The sequence below is a fragment of the Streptomyces galbus genome (assembly GCF_005280195.1).
Classification (GTDB): domain Bacteria; phylum Actinomycetota; class Actinomycetes; order Streptomycetales; family Streptomycetaceae; genus Streptomyces; species Streptomyces galbus.
Genome location: NZ_SZPR01000001.1, coordinates 94194 through 115627, shown reverse-complemented (window position 1 = coordinate 115627; position 21434 = coordinate 94194). Strand labels below are relative to the sequence as shown.

17 protein-coding genes are annotated in these 21434 nt (G+C 73.7%); 11 read left to right on the top strand and 6 right to left on the bottom strand.

Annotation, left to right across the window (positions count from 1 at the left end):
- Positions 1-2: 2 nt before the first annotated feature.
- Complete coding sequence (gene pepN / locus E4U92_RS00510) at positions 3-2582, top strand: aminopeptidase N (protein ID WP_137298213.1); 2580 nt, start codon at positions 3-5, stop codon at positions 2580-2582.
- Between the two features lie 125 nt (positions 2583-2707).
- On the opposite strand, the gene E4U92_RS00505 is transcribed toward pepN, so the two are convergent.
- On the bottom strand, positions 2708-3667 hold the full coding sequence (locus E4U92_RS00505; RefSeq protein WP_137298212.1) for an EamA family transporter: 960 nt from the start codon (positions 3665-3667) through the stop codon (positions 2708-2710).
- 134 nt (positions 3668-3801) lie between these two features.
- On the opposite strand from E4U92_RS00505, the gene E4U92_RS00500 reads away from it, so the two are divergent.
- Positions 3802-4308 carry a MarR family winged helix-turn-helix transcriptional regulator gene (locus E4U92_RS00500; protein WP_137298211.1) on the top strand — a complete coding sequence of 169 codons (507 nt, stop codon included), beginning with the start codon at positions 3802-3804 and terminating at the stop codon, positions 4306-4308.
- A 130-nt stretch (positions 4309-4438) separates the two neighbouring features.
- Here E4U92_RS00500 and E4U92_RS00495 read toward each other — a convergent pair whose 3' ends face one another.
- The gene (locus tag E4U92_RS00495) at positions 4439-5974 is read right to left on the bottom strand and encodes an FAD-dependent monooxygenase (RefSeq protein ID WP_137298210.1); all 1536 of its coding nucleotides are present in this window, start codon (positions 5972-5974) and stop codon (positions 4439-4441) included.
- Between the two features lie 202 nt (positions 5975-6176).
- Between E4U92_RS00495 and E4U92_RS00490 the strand changes: the two genes are divergently transcribed.
- Entirely contained in the window at positions 6177-6788 is a 612-nt protein-coding gene (locus E4U92_RS00490; protein ID WP_137298209.1) for a TetR/AcrR family transcriptional regulator, read from the top strand.
- A gap of 153 nt (positions 6789-6941) precedes the next feature.
- Here the strand turns inward: E4U92_RS00490 and E4U92_RS00485 are convergent, their stop codons facing one another.
- From E4U92_RS00485 to E4U92_RS00470, 4 genes are all read right to left on the bottom strand, one after another.
- A complete protein-coding gene (locus E4U92_RS00485; RefSeq protein ID WP_137298208.1) occupies positions 6942-7217 on the bottom strand; it encodes a hypothetical protein in 276 nt (91 codons plus the stop codon).
- Positions 7218-7321: 104 nt separating this feature from the next.
- The gene (malQ, locus tag E4U92_RS00480) at positions 7322-9511 is read right to left on the bottom strand and encodes a 4-alpha-glucanotransferase (RefSeq protein ID WP_137298207.1); all 2190 of its coding nucleotides are present in this window, start codon (positions 9509-9511) and stop codon (positions 7322-7324) included.
- Positions 9512-9718, bottom strand: coding sequence for a hypothetical protein (locus tag E4U92_RS00475; protein ID WP_137298206.1), 207 nt, complete (start codon positions 9716-9718; stop codon positions 9512-9514). It lies immediately after the preceding gene.
- Between the two features lie 236 nt (positions 9719-9954).
- The gene (locus E4U92_RS00470; protein WP_067236479.1) at positions 9955-10491 is read right to left on the bottom strand and encodes an HNH endonuclease; all 537 of its coding nucleotides are present in this window, start codon (positions 10489-10491) and stop codon (positions 9955-9957) included.
- A 368-nt stretch (positions 10492-10859) separates the two neighbouring features.
- Between E4U92_RS00470 and E4U92_RS00465 the strand changes: the two genes are divergently transcribed.
- The 8 genes from E4U92_RS00465 (at position 10860) to helR (ending at position 21334) form a co-directional block, all read left to right on the top strand.
- Complete coding sequence (locus E4U92_RS00465) at positions 10860-11969, top strand: mechanosensitive ion channel family protein (RefSeq protein ID WP_137298246.1); 1110 nt, start codon at positions 10860-10862, stop codon at positions 11967-11969.
- A gap of 237 nt (positions 11970-12206) precedes the next feature.
- Positions 12207-13418: an ROK family transcriptional regulator gene (locus E4U92_RS00460; RefSeq protein WP_137298205.1), complete on the top strand. Its 1212-nt coding sequence runs from the start codon at positions 12207-12209 to the stop codon at positions 13416-13418.
- A gap of 92 nt (positions 13419-13510) precedes the next feature.
- Positions 13511-14860, top strand: coding sequence for an ABC transporter substrate-binding protein (locus tag E4U92_RS00455; protein ID WP_137298204.1), 1350 nt, complete (start codon positions 13511-13513; stop codon positions 14858-14860).
- 17 nt (positions 14861-14877) lie between these two features.
- Positions 14878-15819 (top strand): carbohydrate ABC transporter permease, encoded by a 942-nt coding sequence (locus E4U92_RS00450; protein WP_137298203.1) that lies wholly within the window; start codon positions 14878-14880, stop codon positions 15817-15819.
- 3 nt (positions 15820-15822) lie between these two features.
- On the top strand, positions 15823-16716 hold the full coding sequence (locus E4U92_RS00445) for a carbohydrate ABC transporter permease (RefSeq protein ID WP_137298202.1): 894 nt from the start codon (positions 15823-15825) through the stop codon (positions 16714-16716).
- 7 nt (positions 16717-16723) lie between these two features.
- Positions 16724-17989, top strand: coding sequence for a 6-phospho-beta-glucosidase (locus tag E4U92_RS00440; protein WP_137298201.1), 1266 nt, complete (start codon positions 16724-16726; stop codon positions 17987-17989).
- Positions 17980-18951 (top strand): N-acetylglucosamine kinase, encoded by a 972-nt coding sequence (locus E4U92_RS00435; RefSeq protein ID WP_137298200.1) that lies wholly within the window; start codon positions 17980-17982, stop codon positions 18949-18951. Before E4U92_RS00440 ends, E4U92_RS00435 begins: the two co-directional genes overlap by 10 nt.
- A 196-nt stretch (positions 18952-19147) precedes the next feature.
- A complete protein-coding gene (gene helR, locus E4U92_RS00430) occupies positions 19148-21334 on the top strand; it encodes an RNA polymerase recycling motor ATPase HelR (RefSeq protein WP_229863444.1) in 2187 nt (728 codons plus the stop codon).
- Positions 21335-21434: the final 100 nt, after the last annotated feature.

Here is a 21434-nt window from a genome sequence, read left to right as displayed (position 1 = left end):
GCGTGCCTGGCACAAACCTGACTCGCGAAGAGGCGCAGCAGCGGGCGAAGCTGCTCACCGTTGACTCGTACGAGATCGATCTCGACCTCTCCGGCGCGCAGGAGGGCGGGACCTACCGGTCCGTCACGACGGTGCGCTTCGACGTGGCCGAGAACGGGGCCCAGTCCTTCATCGACCTGGTCGCCCCGGCCGTCCACGAGGTGACCCTCAACGGTGACGCCCTCGACCCGGCGGAGGTCTTCGCGGACTCCCGGATCGCGCTCCCGGGGCTGCTGGAGGGCCGCAACGTCCTGCGGGTCGTCGCCGACTGCGCGTACACCAACACCGGTGAGGGCCTGCACCGGTTCGTCGACCCGGTCGACGAACAGGCCTACCTCTACACCCAGTTCGAGGTGCCCGACGCCCGCCGGGTGTTCGCCTCCTTCGAGCAGCCCGACCTGAAGGCCACCTTCCGGTTCACCGTGCGCGCCCCCGAGGGCTGGACGGTCGTGTCCAACTCCCCCACGCCCGAACCCCGGGACAACGTCTGGGCCTTCGAGCCGACCCCGCGCATCTCGACGTACGTCACGGCGCTGATCGTCGGCCCGTACCACAGCGTGCACAGCGTCTACGAGAAGGACGGCCAGAGCGTGCCGCTCGGCATCTACTGCCGTCCCTCGCTCGCCGAGTACCTCGACGCCGACGCGATCTTCGACGTCACCCGGCAGGGCTTCGACTGGTTCCAGGAGAAGTTCGACTACGCGTACCCGTTCCAGAAGTACGACCAGCTCTTCGTGCCGGAGTTCAACGCGGGCGCGATGGAGAACGCGGGCGCGGTGACCATCCGCGACCAGTACGTGTTCCGCTCCAAGGTGACGGACGCCGCGTACGAGGTGCGGGCGGCGACGATCCTGCACGAGCTGGCGCACATGTGGTTCGGCGACCTGGTCACCATGGAGTGGTGGAACGACCTGTGGCTGAACGAGTCGTTCGCCACCTACGCCGAGGCCGCCTGCCAGGCGGACGCGCCCGGCTCGAAGTGGCCGCACTCGTGGACGACGTTCGCCAACCAGATGAAGACCTGGGCGTACCGGCAGGACCAGCTGCCCTCCACGCACCCGATCATGGCGGACATCAGCGACCTGGACGACGTGCTGGTCAACTTCGACGGCATCACGTACGCCAAGGGCGCCAGCGTCCTCAAGCAGCTCGTGGCCTACGTCGGCGAGGACGCGTTCTTCCGCGGCGTGCAGGCGTACTTCAAGCGCCACGCGTTCGGCAACACGCGCCTGTCCGACCTGCTGGGCGCACTGGAGGAGACCTCCGGGCGCGACCTGAAGAACTGGTCGCGCAAGTGGCTGGAGACGGCGGGCATCAACGTCCTGCGCCCGGAGATCGGGACGGACGCCGACGGCGTCATCACCTCCTTCACCATCGTCCAGCAGGCCCCGGCCCTGCCCGCCGGCGCCAAGGGCGAGCCGACGCTGCGCCCGCACCGCATCGCCGTCGGCCTGTACGTCCGTGACGAGGCGAGCGGCAAGCTGGTGCGCGAGGACCGCCTGGAGCTGGACGTCGACGGCGAGCGGACCGCCGTGCCGCAGTTGCACGGCCGGCGCCGCCCCGACGTGGTGCTGCTCAACGACGACGACCTGTCCTACGCCAAGGTCCGCCTGGACGAGGCGTCGCTGGCGTTCGTCACCGAGCACCTGGGCGACTTCGACGCCTCGCTGCCGCGCGCCCTGTGCTGGGCGTCCGCCTGGGACATGACCCGGGACGGGGAGCTCGCGACCCGCGACTACCTGTCGCTGGTGCTGTCCGGCATCGGCCGGGAGTCGGACATCGGCGTCGTGCAGTCGCTGCACCGCCAGGTGAAGCTGGCGATCGACCTGTACGCCGACCCGAGCGCCCGCGAGACGCTGCTCACCCGGTGGACCGACGCCACGCTGGCCCACCTGCGGTCGGCCGAGCCGGGCGGCGACCACCAGCTCGCCTGGGCGCGCGCCTTCGCGGCGACCGCCCGCACGCCCGAGCAGCTCGACCTGCTGGAGGCCCTGCTGGACGGCTCGCAGACCGTCGAGGGGCTGGCCGTCGACACCGAGCTGCGCTGGGCGTTCGTGCAGCGCCTGGCCGCCGTGGGCCGCTACGACGAGGCGGAGATCGCCGCCGAGTACGAGCGGGACCGCACGGCCGCCGGTGAGCGTCACGCGGCGACCGCCCGCGCCGCGCGCCCGACGGAGCAGGCCAAGGCCGAGGCGTGGGCGTCGGTCGTGGAGTCCGACAAGCTGCCGAACGCGCTGCAGGAGGCGGTGATCGCCGGCTTCGTGCAGACCGACCAGCGCGAGCTGCTCGCCCCCTACACGGACAAGTACTTCGAGGTCCTCAAGGACATCTGGGAGTCGCGTTCGCACGAGATGGCGCAGCAGATCGCGATCGGCCTGTACCCGTCGGTCCAGGTCACGCAGGACACCCTGACCAGGACCGACACCTGGCTCGCCTCGGCCGGGCCGAACGCGGCCCTGCGCCGCCTGGTGTCGGAGTCCCGCTCCGGCGTCGAGCGGGCCCTGAAGGCCCAGGCCGCGGACGCGGCGCACGCGGGCCGGTGAACGCGGGCCGGTGAACGCGGGCCGGTGAACGCGCGTCGCTGACCGCGCGTCGGTGAAGCGGAGGGGCGCCCGGTGGGTACCGGGCGCCCCTCCGTCGTCTTCCGCGCGCCGCCGCGCGCTCGGGGTCAGCCCTGCCGGGCGGGGGCGGGGGTCGCGGCAGTCGTGCGGGGCGCGGGCACGGGGGCGGCGGGTCGCGTGGTCGCCCGTCGGGGCGTGCGGGGGACGCCGGGCCCGCCGCCGGGGCGGAGCTGCCCGGCCACGGTCGCGCCGAACGCCAGGGCCATGCCCGCGAGCTGGACGGGGGTCAGCGTCTGGCCCAGGGCCGCCCAGCCGACGACCGCCGCGGTGAGCGGGGACAGCGGGCCGAGGAAGGTGACCTGGGTGGCGCTGAGCCGGCCGATGCCGCGGAACCACAGCCAGTAGGCGAGCGCCGTGTTGGCCAGGGCCAGGTAGAGGTAGCCGCCGACCGCGGGGGCGTCCAGCGCGGGCGGGGCGCCCTCGACGGCGAGGGCGAGCGGCACCGTCATCAGACCGCCGGCCGTGAGCTGCCAGGCGGTCAGCGCCAGCGGCCCGACCCCCGCGGGGCGCCCCCACTTCTTGGTCAGGACGGTGCCGGCCGACATGGAGGCCGTGGAGGCGAGGGCCGCCAGGACCCCGACCGCGTCCAGCACCCCGGCCGCCCTGAGCACCACCAGGCTGACGCCGAGGGCCGCCACGATGCCGGTGAGCAGGGTCCGGGCGGTGGGGCGGTGCCCCAGGAACAACGCCGACAGGCCCACCACGAACAGCGGGCCGACCGAGCCCACGACCGCCGCCATGCCGCCCGGCAGCCGGTACGCCGCGAGGAACAGCAGCGGGAAGAACGCGCCGATGTTCAGCGCGCCGAGCACCGCCGCCCTGCCCCACCAGGCACCGCGCGGCAGGACCCGGGCGAGGGCGAGGAGCAGCAGGCCGGCGGGCAGGGCGCGCAGGGCGGCCGTGAACAGGGGGCGGTCCGCCGGGAGGAACTCGGTGGTGACCGCGTAGGTGGTGCCCCAGGAGACGGGGGCGAGGGCGGTGAGCAGAACGGTGGCGGACCGGTTCATGGCCGTTCCTTCCGGTGGTTTCCCCGGTGATGTCCCCGGCGAGCTAGGTAGGCTGCAAGTAGCTTAGCGCTAAGCCACTTAACGTCAAGCAGGTTTCTTGCGACCGACCCGACCGCCGTCGGATACTGCGGGCCATGAACCCGAAGGCGCACCCCCAGGACCCCGTCGACGCGATCGTCGAGCAGTGGGCCGCCGTCCGGCCCGACCTCGACACCGCCGCCATGGAGGTCTTCGGCCGGATCTTCCGGCTGTCCCGCGCCATGGGCGACCGCATGGAGAAGGCGTACGCGCCCCTCGGCCTGGCCCGCGGCGAGTTCGACGTCCTCGCCACGCTGCGGCGCGCCGGCGAGCCCTACACCCTCTCGCCCCGCGAGCTGTCCGCGACGCTCATGCTGACCACGGGCGGGATGACCGGCCGGCTGGACAAGCTGGAGCGCGCCGGGCTGCTGCGGCGCTCCCCCGACCCGCACGACCGGCGCGGGCTGCGCGTCACGCTGACCGAGCAGGGGCTCGACCTCGTCGACCGCGCCGTCGGCGCCGGCCTCGCCGTCGAGCGCGAGGCGCTGTCCGCCCTGAACGCACAACAGGCCGGCCAGCTGGCCGACCTGCTGCGGGAGTTGCTGCTCTCGACGGAACGCTAGGTCGTACCCGCGAAGTCGCGTCGTCCGCCCGGAGGGCGGGGCCTGCGGCGTCCGGCGCGGTCCCCCCTCCGGGGGAGCGGCTTTGCGGATACGGCCCAGGGGCGCGGGGCGCTCCCGGCGGTGCGCGGGCTCAGCCCACGTGCCGCTCCAGGGCCGCCTCGATCGCGGCCGGGTCCGCGTCGTCCGACGCCCAGGCCGCGTACCCGTCGGGGCGCACCAGGACGGCCGTGCGCCGGTCGCTCGCCCAGTGCTCCACCGCCAGCCGGTCCTTGCGGCCCTCGTCGTAGGGGTGCGCCGCCGTCTCCGGGGCGCCCGGGGTGATCAGCACGAAGCGGCCGCCGCGCAGTGACGCGTACAGGCGGCCGCCGTCGGCGAGGGCGATGTCGGGCACGCGCAGACCGGTGAAGCGGTGGGCGCCGCGGGGCGCGGGGTAGCGGTAGCCGAGGCCGGTCACCTGGCCGGTGGCGCGCCGGCGGACGGGAGCCACGGAGTCCACCACGCCCGAGACGGCCGCGCGCAGCGCCCGCGACCAGGGCCGGTGGGCCATGGCGAGGCGGACGATGCCGCCGCTGCTGCGCAGCACGGCCCGGCCGATGGGGTGGCGCTCGCTTTGGTAGGAGTCCAGCAGCGCGTCGTCGGCGCGGCCGTGCACCACCTGGGCGAGCTTCCAGCCCAGGTTGGCGGCGTCCTGCAGCCCGGTGTTCATGCCCTGCCCGCCGGCCGGGCTGTGCACGTGCGCGGCGTCGCCGGCCAGGAGGACGCGGCCGACACGGTAGGCGGGCGCCTGGCGCTCGTCACTGTGGAAGCGGGACATCCAGCGCGGGTCGTGCATGCCGAAGTCACGGCCGAGCGCGAGCCGGGTGATCTGCTTGACCTCGTCGAGGTCGAGCGGCGCGTGGTCGGAGACGACCCGGTCGCGGTTCCAGCCGATCACCCGGTGGTAGCCGTCGCCGAAGGGCGCGAGGAAGGCGAACGCCTTCCCGGTGGCGTTCACCGTGAGCAGCGCCTGCGGCTCCTCGGCCAGCCGGACGTCGGCGAGCACCACGGACCGGATCACCGCGCGGCCGGGGAAGGGCAGCCCGACGGCCTTGCGGACGGTGCTGTGCAGGCCGTCGGCGCCGACGACGTAGGAGGCGTGCAGGCGCTCGGTGGCGGGGGCGCCGCCGGAGCCCTCGCCGCGGTCCTCGCCGGATTCCTTGCCGGTGCCCTTGCCCGCGTCCTCGCCCGAGGAGGTGACGGTGACGGTCACGCCGTCGGCGTCCTGGGTCAGCCGGGTGACCTCGGTCCCGTAGCGGAACGTCACCCCGGCCCGCTCGGCGCGCTCCAGCAGCGCCTTCTCCACCTCGTACTGCGGGATGACCAGGACGTGCCGGAAGCGGGAGCGCAGCCCGTCCAGGCCGAGGTCCAGCCGGCCGAAGAGCTGCAGGTTCTCCAGGGGGCGGCCGACGGACTCCAGGCGGTCGGCCAGGTCGCGGGCGTCCAGCTCCTCCAGGGTGCGGGCGTGCAGCACGAAGGCGCGCGAGAGGTTGCTGATCTCGCGGGGGCGCTTGTCGAGGAGGGTGACCGGGACGCCGGCCGTGGCGAGGTCGCCGGCGAGGAGCAGACCGGTGGGGCCGGCGCCGACGACGATCACGGAGTGGGTGTCCTGGGTGCCTGTGGCGTTCATCGAGCCCTCCTGGTGCCGACGCGGGGTGGTCAACGCGTGTTGGCCATGACGATAGGGGTCGCTCTACGGATTGCCAACATCTGTTGGCATACACTTGTTGGCCAACATTTGTTCGCAGGAGTCACCCCGGCCGGGAGTGGCCAGATGGCCGAAATGCGGCCCACACTGGTTTGCCCACGCCTGTTGGCCTACGCTCGTTGGCATGCCAGACCGCACCGACAGCAACGGCACCGGCCACAACGGCACCGGCAGCGCGCCGTCGCCCCGCCGCTCCGACGCCACCCGCACCGCGATCCTGCACGCCGCCCGCGAGCGGTTCGCCGCCGACGGCTACGAGCGGGCCACCATCCGGGCCATCGCCCGCGACGCCCGCATCGACCCCTCGATGGTGATGCGCTACTACGGCAGCAAGGAGGGCCTGTTCGCGGCGGCCGTCGCCGTCGACCTCAAGCTGCCCGACCTCGCCGCCGTCCCCCGGCCCGAGGTCGGCGAGGCCCTGGTCACCCACTTCCTCGACCTGTGGGAGAGCAACGAGGTGCTCACCGCGCTGCTGCGGGTCGGCGTCACCAACCAGGCCGGGGCCGAGCGGGTGCAGGACATCTTCCGCGACCAGCTCCTGCCCGTCGCCCGGGCCGTCTGCCCCGACCCCGAGCAGGCCGCGACGCGCGCCGCGCTCTCCGCCTCGCAGCTCCTCGGCCTCGCCCTCGCCCGCTACGTCCTGCGCCTGGCGTCCGCCGCCGCGCTGCACCGCCAGGAGATCGTGGCGTGGCTGGCGCCCACCGTGCAGCGGTACCTGACGGCGCCGAGCCCCTGACCGGGCCGGGGCCGACCGCGCCGGGGCCGGTCGGGGGCGCCGCACGGGGGGCACAACGGCAAGGGCGCCGCCCCCGTCGTCGTACGGCGTGGTGTGCGCGTACGGCGGCGGGGGCGGCGCCCTCGGTGGAGTGCGGCGGACGGACGCTCCGCGTCAGGCCTTGGCGTCGGCCCGGGTGTCGATGTTGGAGCTGGTGGTGTCCTTCGCGCGGTGGGACTTGTCCAGGACCATGACCAGGCCGGTGATGATCCCGAACAGCGCGAGCGGGGCCACGACGTAGAGGCCCAGCGTCTCGATGACGCTCAGGCCCGGACCGGGGTCGTCGCCGTCGTCGCGCGTCAGCGCGAGCGCGGGGGACGACATGAGCAGCATCATCAGCGTCGTACCGGCAGCCAGGGCGCCGGCGCGCAGGGCGTTCTTCTTGTCCACGACGCCCAAGTTAGCGAACCGGTGGAAGGGGTGCGCGCCCGGGGTGCCGTATGAGTGCGCCCGGGCGGCCGGGCGAGGCCCGGCGCGCCCCTTCCACCCGGGCCTCACCCGTCGCCCGGGGCGGGCGGCGCGCCGCCCCCGCCGGCGGCCGGGGACCCGCCGGCGGGGGGAAGGTCCTGGCCGTCGCCCCGCAGCACCTCCATCAGTGCCTGCATCCGGGGTGAGGCCGCCACCTCCTCCAGCGTGACGGGCCGGCCCTCCGCGTCGGCGACGGGCAGCCGCCAGTTCGGGTACTGGTCCCAGGTGCCGGGCAGGTTCTGCGGACGGCGGTCGCCGACGCCGTCCGGGAGCCAGACGCCGACCATGTGGGCCGGGGTGCGCAGCAGGAACCGGTGGACGGCCTGCACCTCGGCCTCCTCCGAGGAGCCGTCCCCGCCCGAGCCGTCCCCGCCGGAGCCGTCCCCGCCCGAGCCGGCGAGCAGACCGAGGCGGCCCAGCTCCGCCAGCCACTCGGCGGTGTCGGCGGCGGCCTCGGCGCGTTCGACGTCGAGGGGTCGGGTGAGCAGGCCCAGGCGGTCGCGCAGCTCGACGTGCTCGCCGGTGAGGCGGGCCGCCGTGGGCGGGAGGTCGTGGGTGGTGGCGGTGGCCAGGCAGTCGGCGCGCCAGCTCTCCGGTGGCAGCGGGCGGCCGTCGCCGGTCCAGTCGCGTTCGAACCACAGCACCGAGGTGCCGAGGACCCCGCGCTCGCGCAGCCTCTCGCGCACGCCCGGCTCGACCGTGCCCAGGTCCTCGCCGATCACCATGGCCCCGGCCCGGGACGCCTCCAGGACCAGGACGGCGAGCATGGCCTCGGCGTCGTAGCGGACGTAGGTGCCCTGGGTCGGGGGTTCGCCCTGGGGGACCCACCAGAGCCGGAACAGGCCCATGACGTGGTCGATGCGCAGGGCGCCGGCCGAGCGGAACAGGGCGCGCAGGAGGGAGCGGTAGGGCGCGTACCCGCAGGCGGCGAGGCGGTCGGGGCGCCAGGGCGGCAGCCCCCAGTCCTGGCCCCGGGCGTTGAAGGCGTCCGGGGGCGCGCCGACGGACATGCCGGTCGCGAAGTACTCCTGCTGCGCCCAGGTGTCGGCGCCCTCGGGGTGCACGCCGACGGCGAGGTCGTGCACGATCCCGACCGCCATCCCGGCCTCGCGCGCGGCCCGCTGGGCGTCGGTGAGCTGGGTGTCGGTGAGCCAGGCGAGCCGGCGGTGGAAGTCGACCCGGTCCGCCAGCTCGGCGCGGGCACGGGCGGTCTCGGCGGAGCGCGGGTCGCGCAGCCCCTCGGGCCAGCGGGTCCAGTCGGAGCCGTGCACCTCGGCCAGGGCGTACCAGGTGGCGTGGTCCTCCAGGGCCTGGCCCTGTTCGGCGAGGAAGGCGCGGTAGGCGGCGTGCCGGCCCGGGCCGAGGGGCACGCGCGCGACCAGCTCCAGGGCCTGTCGCTTCAGGTCCCACACGGCGTCCCGGTCGATCAGTTCGCCCTTCTCCAGCACGGCGGCGCGCAGCCGGGCCGCCCGCTCGCGCAGGGAGCGCAGGGTCTCCTGGTCCTCGGCGTAGGCGTACTCGGGGACGTCCTCGACGCGCAGGTGTACGGGGTCGGGGAAGCGGCGCGAGGAGGGCCGGTACGGGGAGGGGTCGGTGGGTGCGCCCGGCACGGCCGCGTGCAGCGGGTTGACCTGCACGAAGCCGACCCCGAGGTCCCGGCCGGCCCAGCCGGTCAGCTCGGCGAGGTCGCCGAGGTCGCCCATGCCCCAGGAGCGGGAGGACAGCAGGGAGTAGAGCTGGACGAGCAGGCCGTGGGAGCGTCCCGGCACGGAGGGCAGCCGGGGCGGGGCGACGACGAGGTGGGAGTGGGCGGTGCGGCCGTCGGGCGCGGTGGCGGTCAGCTCGTGCACGCCGGGCGGGAGACCGTCCGGGGACGTGCGGGTCTCGCCCTCCTCGGTGGTGACGTGCAGCCGGGTGCCGTCGGGCAGGGCGGTGAGCGCGGGCGCCGGGCTGCCGCTCCAGGCGACCACGGTCGGCGGCACGAGCCGTTCGCTCAGGTGGCGCTCGCGGTCGGCGAGCGCGGTCCGCAGGGCCTGCGGGGTGCTCGCGTTGACGCCCAGGGCGGCCAGGGCGCGGGTGACGGCCGTGGCGGTGGCGGGGACCGTGCGGTCCGGGGAGGGGCTGTAGGAGGTGGCCACACCGTGCAGCTCGGCGAGCCGGGACAGCTCCTCGCCGGGGGGCTGCTGGTGGGCGGCGTCCTCACGCGGTGCGGTCATCTACGGCCTCGTGGAGTCGGGGTCCGCGGCGGCGAGCGGCGGTTCGCTGGTGAGGGGTTCGGCGTCGGGCAGCGGGGGCTCGCTGGTCAGCGGGGCCTCGGCGAGGGTGCCCTCGGCGCCCGAGGCGCCTTCCTGGGGTGCGGCGGAGGAGGGCTCCGCCGGGGGTTCGGGCGGGGCCGGGATCAGGGGGCGGGCCGACACGGCCACGGTGTCCTCCTCGGGGTGCGGCGTCGTCAGGGGCTATCGCAGCCCTACCCAGTGAAGGCGGAGGCAGACGTCCGGAGGGGAACACGACCGGCATTTCGGCCCAACGCCGGGCGGGTGCCACCGCGCGCACGAGGACTCGGCCCCGTCGCGCGTACGACCGCGCGGTCTCGCGCGCACGACCGCGCGGCCCGGGGCCACGGGCGGCCTCCGGGCCGGGGACGCGAAGGCCCGGACCGTCAGGCGGAGATGCCGTCGATCCGGGCCAGTGCGTCGTCCGCGCCGTAGGGCTGGAGGTAGGGCAGCCAGCGCGGGTCCCTGTGGCCGGTGCCGATGATGCGCCAGGCCAGCCCGGTGGGCGGAGCGGGTTTGTGGCGCAGCCGCCAGCCGAGTTCGACCAGGTGGCGGTCGGCCTTCACGTGGTTGCAGCGGCGGCAGGACGCCACCACGTTGTCCCAGACGTGCTTGCCCCCGCGGCTGCGCGGGATGACGTGGTCGACGCTGGTTGCGACGCCACCGCAGTACATGCACCGGCCCCCGTCGCGGGCGAACAGCGCCCGGCGGGTCAGAGGAACGGGCCCCCGGTAGGGAACCCGTACGAATCGCTTGAGCCGGACCACGCTGGGAGCGGGGACGGTGACGGTCGCGCTGTGCAGGAAGGCGCCGGACTCCTCGAGGCAGACGGCCTTGTTCTCGAGGACGAGGACGAGCGCGCGGCGGAGCGGTACGACGCCGAGCGGCTCGTACGACGCGTTGAGGACCAGGACGTGCGGCACGGATGCCTCCTTGTACGCCGGCGGCGCGTGGCTCGCGCCGGGACGATCTGCTTCAGTCTCCCCTCATGCCTGGTGAACGCGCCACCATGTCCCGGTAACGGGCTGGGAGTGTTTTCGACCACACCCGGAGCATCCCCCGCACCGGCCGGGGTCCAAGCCCAGGTGAGCACGGTCTCTCCGCGGCGCATCCGTCGGACCCGCACACGATGCCCCGTTAGTGTGGTGGACCTGCCCGTCCGGTGACCTTTCCGTGACCTCGACGACCCTGACCGCCGTACCGGCCGGGTGGACCGCACCTGGAGGTTCCTGCCGTGTCCGTTGTCGCGTCGTACGCGTCCCTCGCGTCGTCCGCGTCGTTTTCGTCGTCTGTGTCGTCCGCGTCGGTGTTCCGGCTGGCCGCCGGTCCCTCGCCGTCGCCGTCGCCCTCCCAGTCGCCGGCGGTGTCGGTGCCCACGCTCGAGGACGCGCACGAGAGCGCGGCGAACGCGGCCGGGTGGGTCGAGCAGAACTGGTCGACGTGGCTGGCGATGGGGCTGCAGATCCTGCTCGTCGTGGTCGTGGCGGTGGCGCTGCGGGCGGTGGTGCGGCGGGCCATCACCCAGCTGATCGACCGGATGGGCCGCACCCCGCAGAGCCTGGACGGCAGCGGCCTGGGCGGGCTGCTGGTCAACGCCGAGCGGCGCCGGCAGCGCTCGGCGGCGATCGGCTCGGTGCTGCGCTCGGTGGCGAGCTTCCTGATCCTCGGCACGGCGGCGCTGATGGTGCTGTCCACCTTCAAGATCAACCTGGCGCCGCTGCTGGCGTCGGCCGGTGTCGCGGGCGTGGCGATCGGCTTCGGCGCCCGCAACCTGGTCACGGACTTCCTGTCGGGCGTGTTCATGATCCTGGAGGACCAGTACGGCGTCGGCGACACGATCGACGCCGGCGTGGCCTCCGGCGAGGTGATCGAGGTCGGGCTGCGCGTGACCAAGCTGCGCGGCGACAGCGGCGAGATCTGGTACGTGCGCAACGGCGAGGTCAAGCGGATCGGCAACCTCTCCCAGGGCTGGGCCACGGCCGGGGTCGACGTGACCGTGAAGGCGAGCGAGGACCTGGACCGGCTCCGGTCGACGCTGGCCGAGGTCGCCGAGAAGATGAGCAAGGAAGAGCCCTGGAACGAGTTCCTGTGGAGCCCGGTGGAGGTCCTCGGCCTGGACTCGGTGCTCATCGACTCCATGGTGCTGCGGGTCTCGGCGAAGACCATGCCGGGCAAGGCGGTGGCGGTGGAGCGCGAGCTGCGCTGGCGCATCAAGCGGGCCTTCGACGCGGCGGACATCCGCATCGTGGGCGGCGCGACGTCGGTGGAGGACGCCGAGGCCGCCGCCGCGGACCCGGCGGCCGCGGCGGCCGCGCCGTCCGTGTACGCCAACGCCGACTCGCCGCAGGTGGCGGCGACGGCCCCGATCACCCCGCAGCGGCCGGCCCCGCCCGGCAAGTAGCCGCGCCCGCCGGCGCACCCCCGTCTTCCGCGACGCCCCCGAGGTAACGACTCCGTCTCCTCGGCGGCGTCGCCTATTGACGCCCTCTTCCGCCGGGGCTTACGTTCCTCCCATCCCGATAGGAAACTTTCCTAACAGTGATCTCCGGCCGGCGGACCGTCGGCCGGTGATCGCGACTGGACGGTGCGACCGGCTCGCTGGGAAGCTGGGCAGCCGGAGAGGCAGGTGTCGAGACCCATGGCAGGAACCGCCGGTACGCCGGGCACCCCGCGCGTCCTGCGCGCCATGAACGACCGTGCCGCCCTGGACCTCCTGCTGGAGCACGGACCCCTGTCGCGCACCCGCATCGGCAAGCTCACCGGCCTGTCCAAGCCGACCGCCAGCCAGCTCCTGGCCCGCCTGGAGGCCGCCGGGCTGGTCCTGGCGACCGGCACCAGCGAGGGCCGGCCGGGCCCCAGCGCCCAGCTCTACGAGGTCAACCCGGCCGCCGCCCACGTCGCCGGGCTCGACGTCACCCCCGACCGGGTGCTGGCCGCCGTCGCCGACATCACCGGCCGCACGGTGGCCACCCACGAAGTGCCCACCCCGGGCCGGCGCGCCGCCGGGTCCGTCGTGCGGCAGGTCACCGACGCGCTCGACGGCGCGGTCAAGGCCGCCGGGCTCACCCGCGACGACGTGCACCGGATCGTGGTGGGCACGCCCGGCGCGTTCGACCCGGGCACGGGCCGGCTGCGCTACGCCTCGCACCTGCCGGGCTGGCACTCCCCCAGCCTGCTGGACGACCTCGCGGCGGCCCTCCCGGTGCCGGTGGAGTACGAGAACGACGTCAACCTGGTCGCGCTCGCCGAGCAGCGGCTCGGCGCGGCCCGCGGCCACGAGGACTTCGTCCTGCTGTGGAACCAGGAGGGCCTCGGTGCCGCCCTGGTCCTCGGCGGCCGGCTGCACCGCGGCTGGACCGGCGGTGCGGGAGAGGTGGGTTTCCTGCCGGTCCCGGGCGCCCCGCTGGTCCGGCACGTCACCAAGGCGAACAGCGGCGGCTACCAGGAGCTGGCCGGCTCCCAGGCGCTGCCCCGGCTGGCGCGCGAACTCGGCCTGGCCGACGTGCCGTCCGGGCCGTACGCCGAGGCGGCGGCCGCCCTGGTGGCCCGGGCCGCCGCCGAGGACACCGCCGCGCACCGGCTGCTGCTGCAGACCTACGCGACCCGGCTGGCGACCGGTCTGGCCTCGCTGGTCTCCGTCCTCGACCCCGAACTCGTCGTCCTGTCCGGCGCCTCGCTGACGGCCGGCGGCGAGATGCTGCGCGCCCTCGTCCAGGCCGAACTGGAGGAACTGGCCGCGTCCCGGCCGAAACTCGTCGTCGGCGACGTCCAGGAACACCCCGTGCTGCGCGGCGCGCTGGAGAGCGCGCTGGCGGCCACCCGGGACGAGGTCTTCGACACCTCTCGCTGACCCGTCACCGGCCCCTCAGCCCCCGCAACCCCCCGCAACCGCTGCTGCTGCCCTTCCCTCACCGTCCTCGCCCGCCACCGGGAGGTCCCGCCATGCCCCGATCCCTGCCCCGAGCCGCCCGGAAAGCGGCCTTCGCCCTGAGTGCCGTCACGGCGCTGGCCCTGTGCGCCACCGCCTGCACCGGCCAGTCGTCGGCCGGCGCCGACGACGACGCCTCGAAGGAGACGACCCTCACCTTCTGGCACGCCTGGAGCGCGCCGAACGAGGTCGAGGCCGTCAAGAACCTGGTCGCCGGCTTCGAGAAGACCCACCCCGACATCCACGTGACCGTCGTCGGCAACATGACCGACGACAAGATCAACCAGGCGCTGCGCGCGGGCGGCAGCAAGGCGCCCGACGTGATCTCCTCGTTCACCACCAACAACGTGGGCAAGTTCTGCTCCTCCGGCGCGCTGGTCGACCTCAACCCCTTCTTCGAGAAGGCGAAGATCGACCCGGAGACGACGTTCCCGAAGGCGATGAACGAGTACACCCAGTACGACGGGAACCGCTGCACCGTCCCGCTGCTGGGCGACGCCTACGGCCTGTACTACAACAAGACGGCGTTCCGGAAGGCCGGCATCGCCGCGCCGCCGAAGACCTGGTCGGAGTTCGCGGCGGACGCCAAGAAGCTGACGGTCCCGCAGGGCGACGGCTTCAAGCAGCTGGGCTTCATGCCGAACTACCACGGCTGGGAGAGCACGACCGAGCACTACCTGGGCCAGTTCTCGCCCACGTACTTCGACCAGGACGGCAAGTCGACCCTCGCCACCGACCCGGCCGTGGCCGCCGCCTTCACGATGCAGAAGAACCTGGTCGACTCGCTCGGCGGGTTCAAGAAGCTGGAGAAGTTCCGCTCCGGGCTCGGCGACGAGTGGGGGCCCAAGCACCCCTTCCACACCGGCCAGGTCGCCATGCAGCTCGACGGCGAGTGGCGCCTGGGCATGGCCGAGGAGGCCGAGCCCGGCTTCGAGATCGGCGTCGCCCCGCTGCCCGTCCCGGACGACCGGGCCGACGAGTACGGCAAGGGCTACATCACCGGCACCATCGCGGGCATCGCGGCCACCAGCCACAAGCAGAACGCGGCCTGGGAGCTGGTGAAGTACATGACCACCGACACGGACGCGGTGGTGGGCTTCTCCAACGCCATCCACAACGTGCCCTCCACGCTCGCCGCCCTGAAGTCCCCGGACCTGAAGTACGACCCGCGCTTCAAGACGTTCCTGGACATCGCCGCGAACCCGCACTCCACGACGTCCCCGGCGACCGTCAACGGCGGCGTGTACCTCACCACGATCCAGCAGCTCGGCTACGACTACGAGAGCGGCAAGGTCACCGACCTGCGGGCCGGCCTGAAGAAGGCCGCCGCGCAGATCGACACGGACATCGCGCAGGCGAAGTAGCCCGGGGGCCCGCCGCCATGAGCACCGTCACCCTCGCCGCCAAGCGCCGCCGCGCGGCCCTGCGGACGATCGCCTTCCTGTCGCCCTGGCTGATCGGCTTCGCGGTCTTCTTCGCCTACCCGCTCCTGTCGACCGTGTACTTCTCGTTCATGCACTACGACGGCTTCCGGCCGCCGACGTGGAGCGGCACGAAGAACTGGACGTACGTCTTCGAGCACTACCCCTTCTTCTGGCCGGCGCTGCGCAACACGCTCTGGCTGGTCCTGGTGATGGTCACGCTGCGGGTGCTGTTCGGCCTGGGCGTGGGCCTGCTGATCACCCGGATCAGGACCGGCACGGGCGTCTTCCGCACGCTGTTCTACCTGCCCTACCTCGCCCCGCCGGTGGCGGCCACCATGGCGTTCGCCTTCCTGCTCAACCCCGGGACCGGACCGGTCAACTCCCTCCTGGAGAAGGTCGGTCTGCCCGCGCCGGGCTGGTTCAACGACCCCGCCTGGTCCAAGCCGGCGCTGACCCTGCTCGCCCTGTGGGGCATCGGCGACCTCATGGTCATCTTCATGGCGGCGCTGCTGGACGTGCCGAAGGAGCAGTACGAGGCCGCCGAGCTGGACGGCGCCTCGGCGTGGCAGCGGTTCCGCTTCGTGACGCTGCCGAACATCTCGCCGATCGTGATGTTCGCCGTGGTCACGGGCGTGATCCAGACCATGCAGTACTACACGCAGCCCCTGGTGGCCGGAAAGGTCGCCTCGGGGGTCATCCAGGGCGCGGGCACCATGTTCGAGCCCGGCTACCCGGAGCACTCCACGCTCACCCTCCCCCAGCTCGTCTACAACCTCGGCTTCCAGCGCTTCGACTACGGCTCGGCGTGCGTGGTGGCCCTGGTCCTCTTCGCCCTGTCGATGGCGTTCACCGCGTTGCTGATGCGGCGCCGGGGCGGGCTCATCCAGGCAGGTGACTGACGCATGGCCCAAGTACTGGACAAACCCGTCGCGTTGGACGCCCCGGCGCCCGACGCGCGGCGCACCGCCCGGCGCAGGGCGCTGCTGGAGTGGATCGCCGTGCACGCGCTGGGCGTCGCGGCCGCGCTGTTCTTCACCCTGCCGTTCGTGTTTGTCCTGCTGACCTCGCTGATGAGCGACAGCCAGGCGCTCAGCCGCGACCTGCTCCCGCACCCCTGGGAGTGGGACAACTACCAACGCGTGCTGGACACCCCGGGCTTCCTGACCTGGTGGCGCAACACCCTCCTGTACGCGGGGCTGGGGACCGTCCTCACGGTCGTCTCCTCGCTGCCGGTGGCGTACGCGCTCGCCAAGTTCCGCTTCCGCGGCCGCAACCTGGCGCTGATGCTGGTGATCTCGATGATGATGCTGCCGCCGCAGGTGGTCGTCATCCCGATGTACCTGTTCTGGGCGAAGCAGCTCGACCTGTCGGGCACGCTGTGGCCGCTGATCGTGCCCATGGCGTTCGGCGACGCGTTCTCGATCTTCCTGCTGCGGCAGTTCCTGACGACCATCCCCAACGAGTACGTCGACGCGGCCAAGGTCGACGGCTGCGGCGACCTGCGCACCCTGCTGCGGGTCATCGTCCCGATGGCCAAGCCCGGCATCGCCGCGGTGGCCCTGTTCCAGTTCTTCTACGCCTGGAACGACTACTTCGGGCCGCAGATCTACGCCTCGGAGAACCCCGGCGCCTGGACGCTGTCCTACGGCCTGGAGTCCTTCAAGGGCATGCACCACACCGACTGGAACCTCACCATGGCCGCCACCGTGCTGGTCATGGCCCCCGTGATCCTCGTGTTCTTCTTCGCGCAGAAGGCGTTCGTCGAGGGCGTCACGCTGACCGGAGTGAAGGGTTGATCCGGATATGAAACTCACCGTGGTCGGCGGAGGCTCGACCTACACCCCCGAACTCGTCGACGGCTTCGCCCGTCTCAGGGACACCCTGCCCGTCGAGGAACTCGTGCTGGTCGACCCGGCCGCCGACCGGCTCGACCTGGTCGGCGGCCTGGCCCGGCGCATCTTCGCCAAGCAGGGCCACGACGGCCGGATCGTCACCACGACCGACCTGGACGCGGGCGTGGACGGCGCCGACGCGGTGCTGCTGCAGCTGCGCGTCGGCGGCCAGGCCGCCCGGGAACAGGACGAGACCTGGCCCCTGGAGTGCGGCTGCGTCGGCCAGGAGACGACCGGCGCCGGCGGCCTGGCCAAGGCGCTGCGCACGGTCCCGGTCGTCCTCGACATCGCCGAGCGGGTCCGCCGCACCAACCCGCGGGCCTGGATCGTCGACTTCACCAACCCGGTCGGCATCGTCACCCGGGCCCTGCTGAAGGCCGGCCACCGCTCGGTCGGGCTGTGCAACGTGGCCATCGGCTTCCAGCGCAAGTTCGCGGCGCTGCTCGGGGTGTCCCCGGCGCAGGTGCACCTGGACCACGTGGGCCTGAACCACCTGACGTGGGAGACGGGCGTGCGCCTCGGCGGCCCCGAGGGCGAGGACGTCCTGCCCAAGCTGCTGGCCGGCCACGCCGAGGCGATCGCGGCCGACCTGCGCCTTCCCCGGTCGCTGCTGGACCGGCTCGGCGTGGTCCCGTCGTACTACCTGCGCTACTTCTACGCCCACGACGAGGTCGTCGAGGAGCAGCGCACCAAGCCGCCCCGGGCCGCCGAAGTGGCGGCGATGGAGCGCGAGTTGCTCCAGATGTACGGCGACCCGGCGCTGGACGAGAAGCCTGAGCTGCTGGCGCGGCGCGGCGGTGCCTTCTACTCGGAGGCGGCCGTGGACCTGGCGGCGGCACTGCTCGGCGGGGGCGGCAGCCCCTACCAGGTGGTGAACACCTACAACCACGGCACGCTGCCGTTCCTGCCCGCGGACGCGGTGATCGAGGTGCAGGCCGCCGTCGGCGCGCAGGGCGCCTCCCCGCTGCCCGTGCCGCGCGTGGACCCGCTGTACGCGGGCCTGATGGCGCACGTGACCGCCTACGAGGACCTGGCGCTGGAGGCGGCGCTGCGCGGCGGGCGCGACCGCGTGGTCCGCGCGCTGCTCGCGCACCCCCTGATCGGGCAGCACGCGTACGCCGACCGCCTCGCCGACGAACTGATCGCACACAACCGGGAGCACCTCGCGTGGGCCTGACCGCAAGCGTCCTCGCCATCGACGCGGGCAACAGCAAGACCGACGTCGCGGTGGTGGCGGCCGACGGACGGGTCCTGGCCACGGCCCGCGGCGGCGGCTTCCGGCCGCCCGCCGTGGGCGTCGCGGCGGCCGTCGGGGAGCTGGCCGCGACGGTCACGCGCGCGTACGAGGTGGCGGGCGTGGACACGGTCGCGCACGTGTCGGCGTGCCTGGCCAACGCGGACCTGCCGGTCGAGGAGGAGCAGCTCGCCGCCGCGCTGCACGCGCGCGCGTGGGGCGACACGGTGGAGGTCCGCAACGACACCTTCGCGATCCTGCGGGCCGGCGTGGCCGAGCCGCGCGGAGTGGCCGTGGTGTGCGGCGCCGGCATCAACTGCGTCGGCATGCGCCCCGACGGCCGCACGGCTCGCTTCCCGGCCATCGGGCGCATCTCCGGCGACTGGGGCGGCGGCTGGGGCCTGGCGGAGGAGGCCCTGTGGAGCGCGGCGCGCGCGGAGGACGGCCGGGGCGCGCCCACCGACCTGGCGCGCACCCTGCCCGCGTACTTCGGCCTGGGCACGATGTACGACCTGATCGAGGCGCTGCACCTGGAACGCCTCGCACCGCACCGGCGCCACGAGCTCACGCCGGTGCTCTTCGCGACGGCCGCCGCGGGGGACGCGGTCGCCCGGGGCATCGTCGACCGCCTGGCCGAGGAGGTGGTGGCCCTGGCGACGGTGGCCCTCACACGCCTTGACCTGCTGACGGAGGAGGCCCCGGTCCTGCTGGGCGGGGGTGTCCTCACCGCCGGCCACGCACAGCTCGACGACGGGATACGGGAGCGGCTGGCGGCCCGCGCCCCGAAGGCGGCGGCGCGCGTGGTCCGGGCCCGGCCGGTGCTGGGCGCGGCGCTGCTGGGCCTGGACCGGGTGGGGGCCGACGCCCGGGCACAGGAGCGGCTGCGGGCGCACTTCGCGGAGTGAGGAGAGCGGAGTGACGAAAGCCGAGTGACGAAAGCCGAGTGACGGATACAAGAAAAGCGAGGAGCGTCACCGCCTCCTCGCCACTCTCAACGTATAGCGCACCGGGGGGCTTGCGGCAAGGCCCCCCTCGTACCGCACAATCGCAGATCTTGGGGCCGGATCCGGCCAGATCCTGCGGGAATGAGGTACTCACGACGTGTGCGCGCTTTTGTCGGAACGGTCGGGACACACGCACCAGCCGGGACAGGGCCCGTTCGACCTGCCCGGCCGGCTCTCCGCCAAGGCCGACCCGGCGCTGATCGCCGCTGACGAGCGGCACTTCGCGGACGTCGCCCGGAGCCTGGAGGAGACGATCGCCGAACTGGCGGAGCGGCTCGGAGCCGAGCTGAGGAACCCGGGCGGCACCGGGCAGCAGGCGATGGACCGGGACCTGGAGGTGCACCGGCTCAGCGCCCGGCTGCGCACCCTGCGCCGCTTCGGCCTCGACCTGTGCCTGGGCCGGATGGTCCCGGCGGACCGGCCCGACGAGCCGGTGTACGTCGGACGGCTCGGCCTGACCGACGGCCACGGCCGCCGGCTGCTGATCGACTGGCGCTCCCCGGCGGCCGAACCGTTCTTCGCGGCCACCCACGCCCGGCCCATGGGCCTGGCCAGCCGCCGCCGGTACCGCTGGACCGACGGCCGGATCACCGACTACTGGGACGAGGTGTTCACCGCCGACGGCCTGGACGGACGCGCCGCGCTGGACGACCAGTCGGCGTTCGTCGCGAGCCTGGGCGGCCACCGCTCCGAGCGCATGCGGGACGTGCTGGCCACCATCCAGGCCGACCAGGACGCCATCATCCGGGCCGGGTCGCGCGGCACCCTCGTGGTCGACGGCGGCCCCGGCACGGGCAAGACCGTCGTCGCCCTGCACCGCACCGCCCACCTGCTCTACTCCGACCCGCGCCTCGGGCACCGCAGGGGCGGGGTGCTGTTCGTCGGCCCGCACCGGCCGTACCTCACGTACGTCTCGGACGTGCTGCCCAGCCTCGGCGAGGAGGGCGTGCAGACCTGCCTCCTGCGGGACCTGGTGCCCGAGGGCGCCGCCGCGACCGAGGAGGGCGACCCGGAGGTGGCCCGGCTGAAGGCGTCCGCGGACCTGGTGCGGGCGATCGAGAAGGCGGTCGCGTTCTACGAGGAGCCGCCCACCGAGCCGCTGACGGTCACCGTCGACCGGTCCGAACTGCGGCTGAGCGCCGTCGACTGGGCCGAGGCGTTCGACGCGCCGGAACCCGGCACCCCGCACAACGAGGGGCGCGACCAGGTGTGGGACAAGCTGGTCGAGATCCTGTACGACCGCTACCGGGGCGACGTCCCGCCGCAGCACTTCCGCCGGGCCCTCGCGGCCGACGGGGAGCTGACCGCGGCCCTCGGCCGGGCGTGGCCGCTGCTGGAGGCGGCCGACCTCGTCGGGGACCTGTGGTCGGTGCCGGCGTACCTGCGGCTGTGCGCGCCCTGGCTGTCCCGCGAGGAGGTGCGGCGGCTTCAGCGGGCCGAGCCGCAGGCGTGGACGGTGTCCGACCTGCCGCTGCTGGACGCGGCACGCCAGCGCCTCGGGGACCCCCGCGCGTCCCGGCGCCGGCGCCGGCAGGAGGCCGCGGCCGAGGCCGAACGCGCCTACCGGGCGCAGGTCACCGAGAACCTGGTCCGCGCCGACGACGACTGGCAGTCCATGCTGATGACCATGCTGACCGGGCAGGACCTGCAGAACAGCCTGGTCCCGGTGGACGGGCCGCCGGTCGCCGAACCCGACCTGCTGGCGGGCCCGTTCGCGCACGTCGTGGTGGACGAGGCGCAGGAACTGACCGACGCCGAGTGGCAGATGCTGCGGCTGCGCTGCCCGTCCGGGAGCTTCACCGTGGTCGGCGACCGGGCGCAGGCCCGTGACGGATTCACCGAGTCGTGGCGGGAACGGCTGGCGCGGGTCGGGCTCGACCGGGTCGAGGTGGCCTCCCTCGGCATCAACTACCGCACGCCGCAAGAGGTGATGGCCGAGGCCGAGCCGGTGATCCGGGCCGCGCTGCCGGACGCCAACGTGCCGACGTCCGTGCGCAGCACCGGCGTTCCGGTCCTGCACGCCCCGGTGGCCGAGCGGGACGCCCTCCTCGACGCCTGGCTCGCCGACCACGACGAGGGTGTCGCGTGCGTCATCGGCGACCCGGCGTTCCGGGAGACGGCGCGGGTGCGCTCCCTCACCCCCGAGCTGTCCAAGGGCCTCGAGTTCGACCTGGTCGTCCTCGTGGACCCGCAGCGGTTCGGCGGGGGCGTGCGCGGCGCGGTCGACCGCTACGTGGCGATGACCCGGGCCACCCAGCGGCTGGTGGTCCTGACCAGCCCCTGAGACCGGCCGTCCACCCGGCCGGTGCGCGGAACGCTCCTGGCCTCCCCCGAGGAACCGAACCCCCGTTCTGCGCGTATTCATGGACAAGGGGGCCGCGATC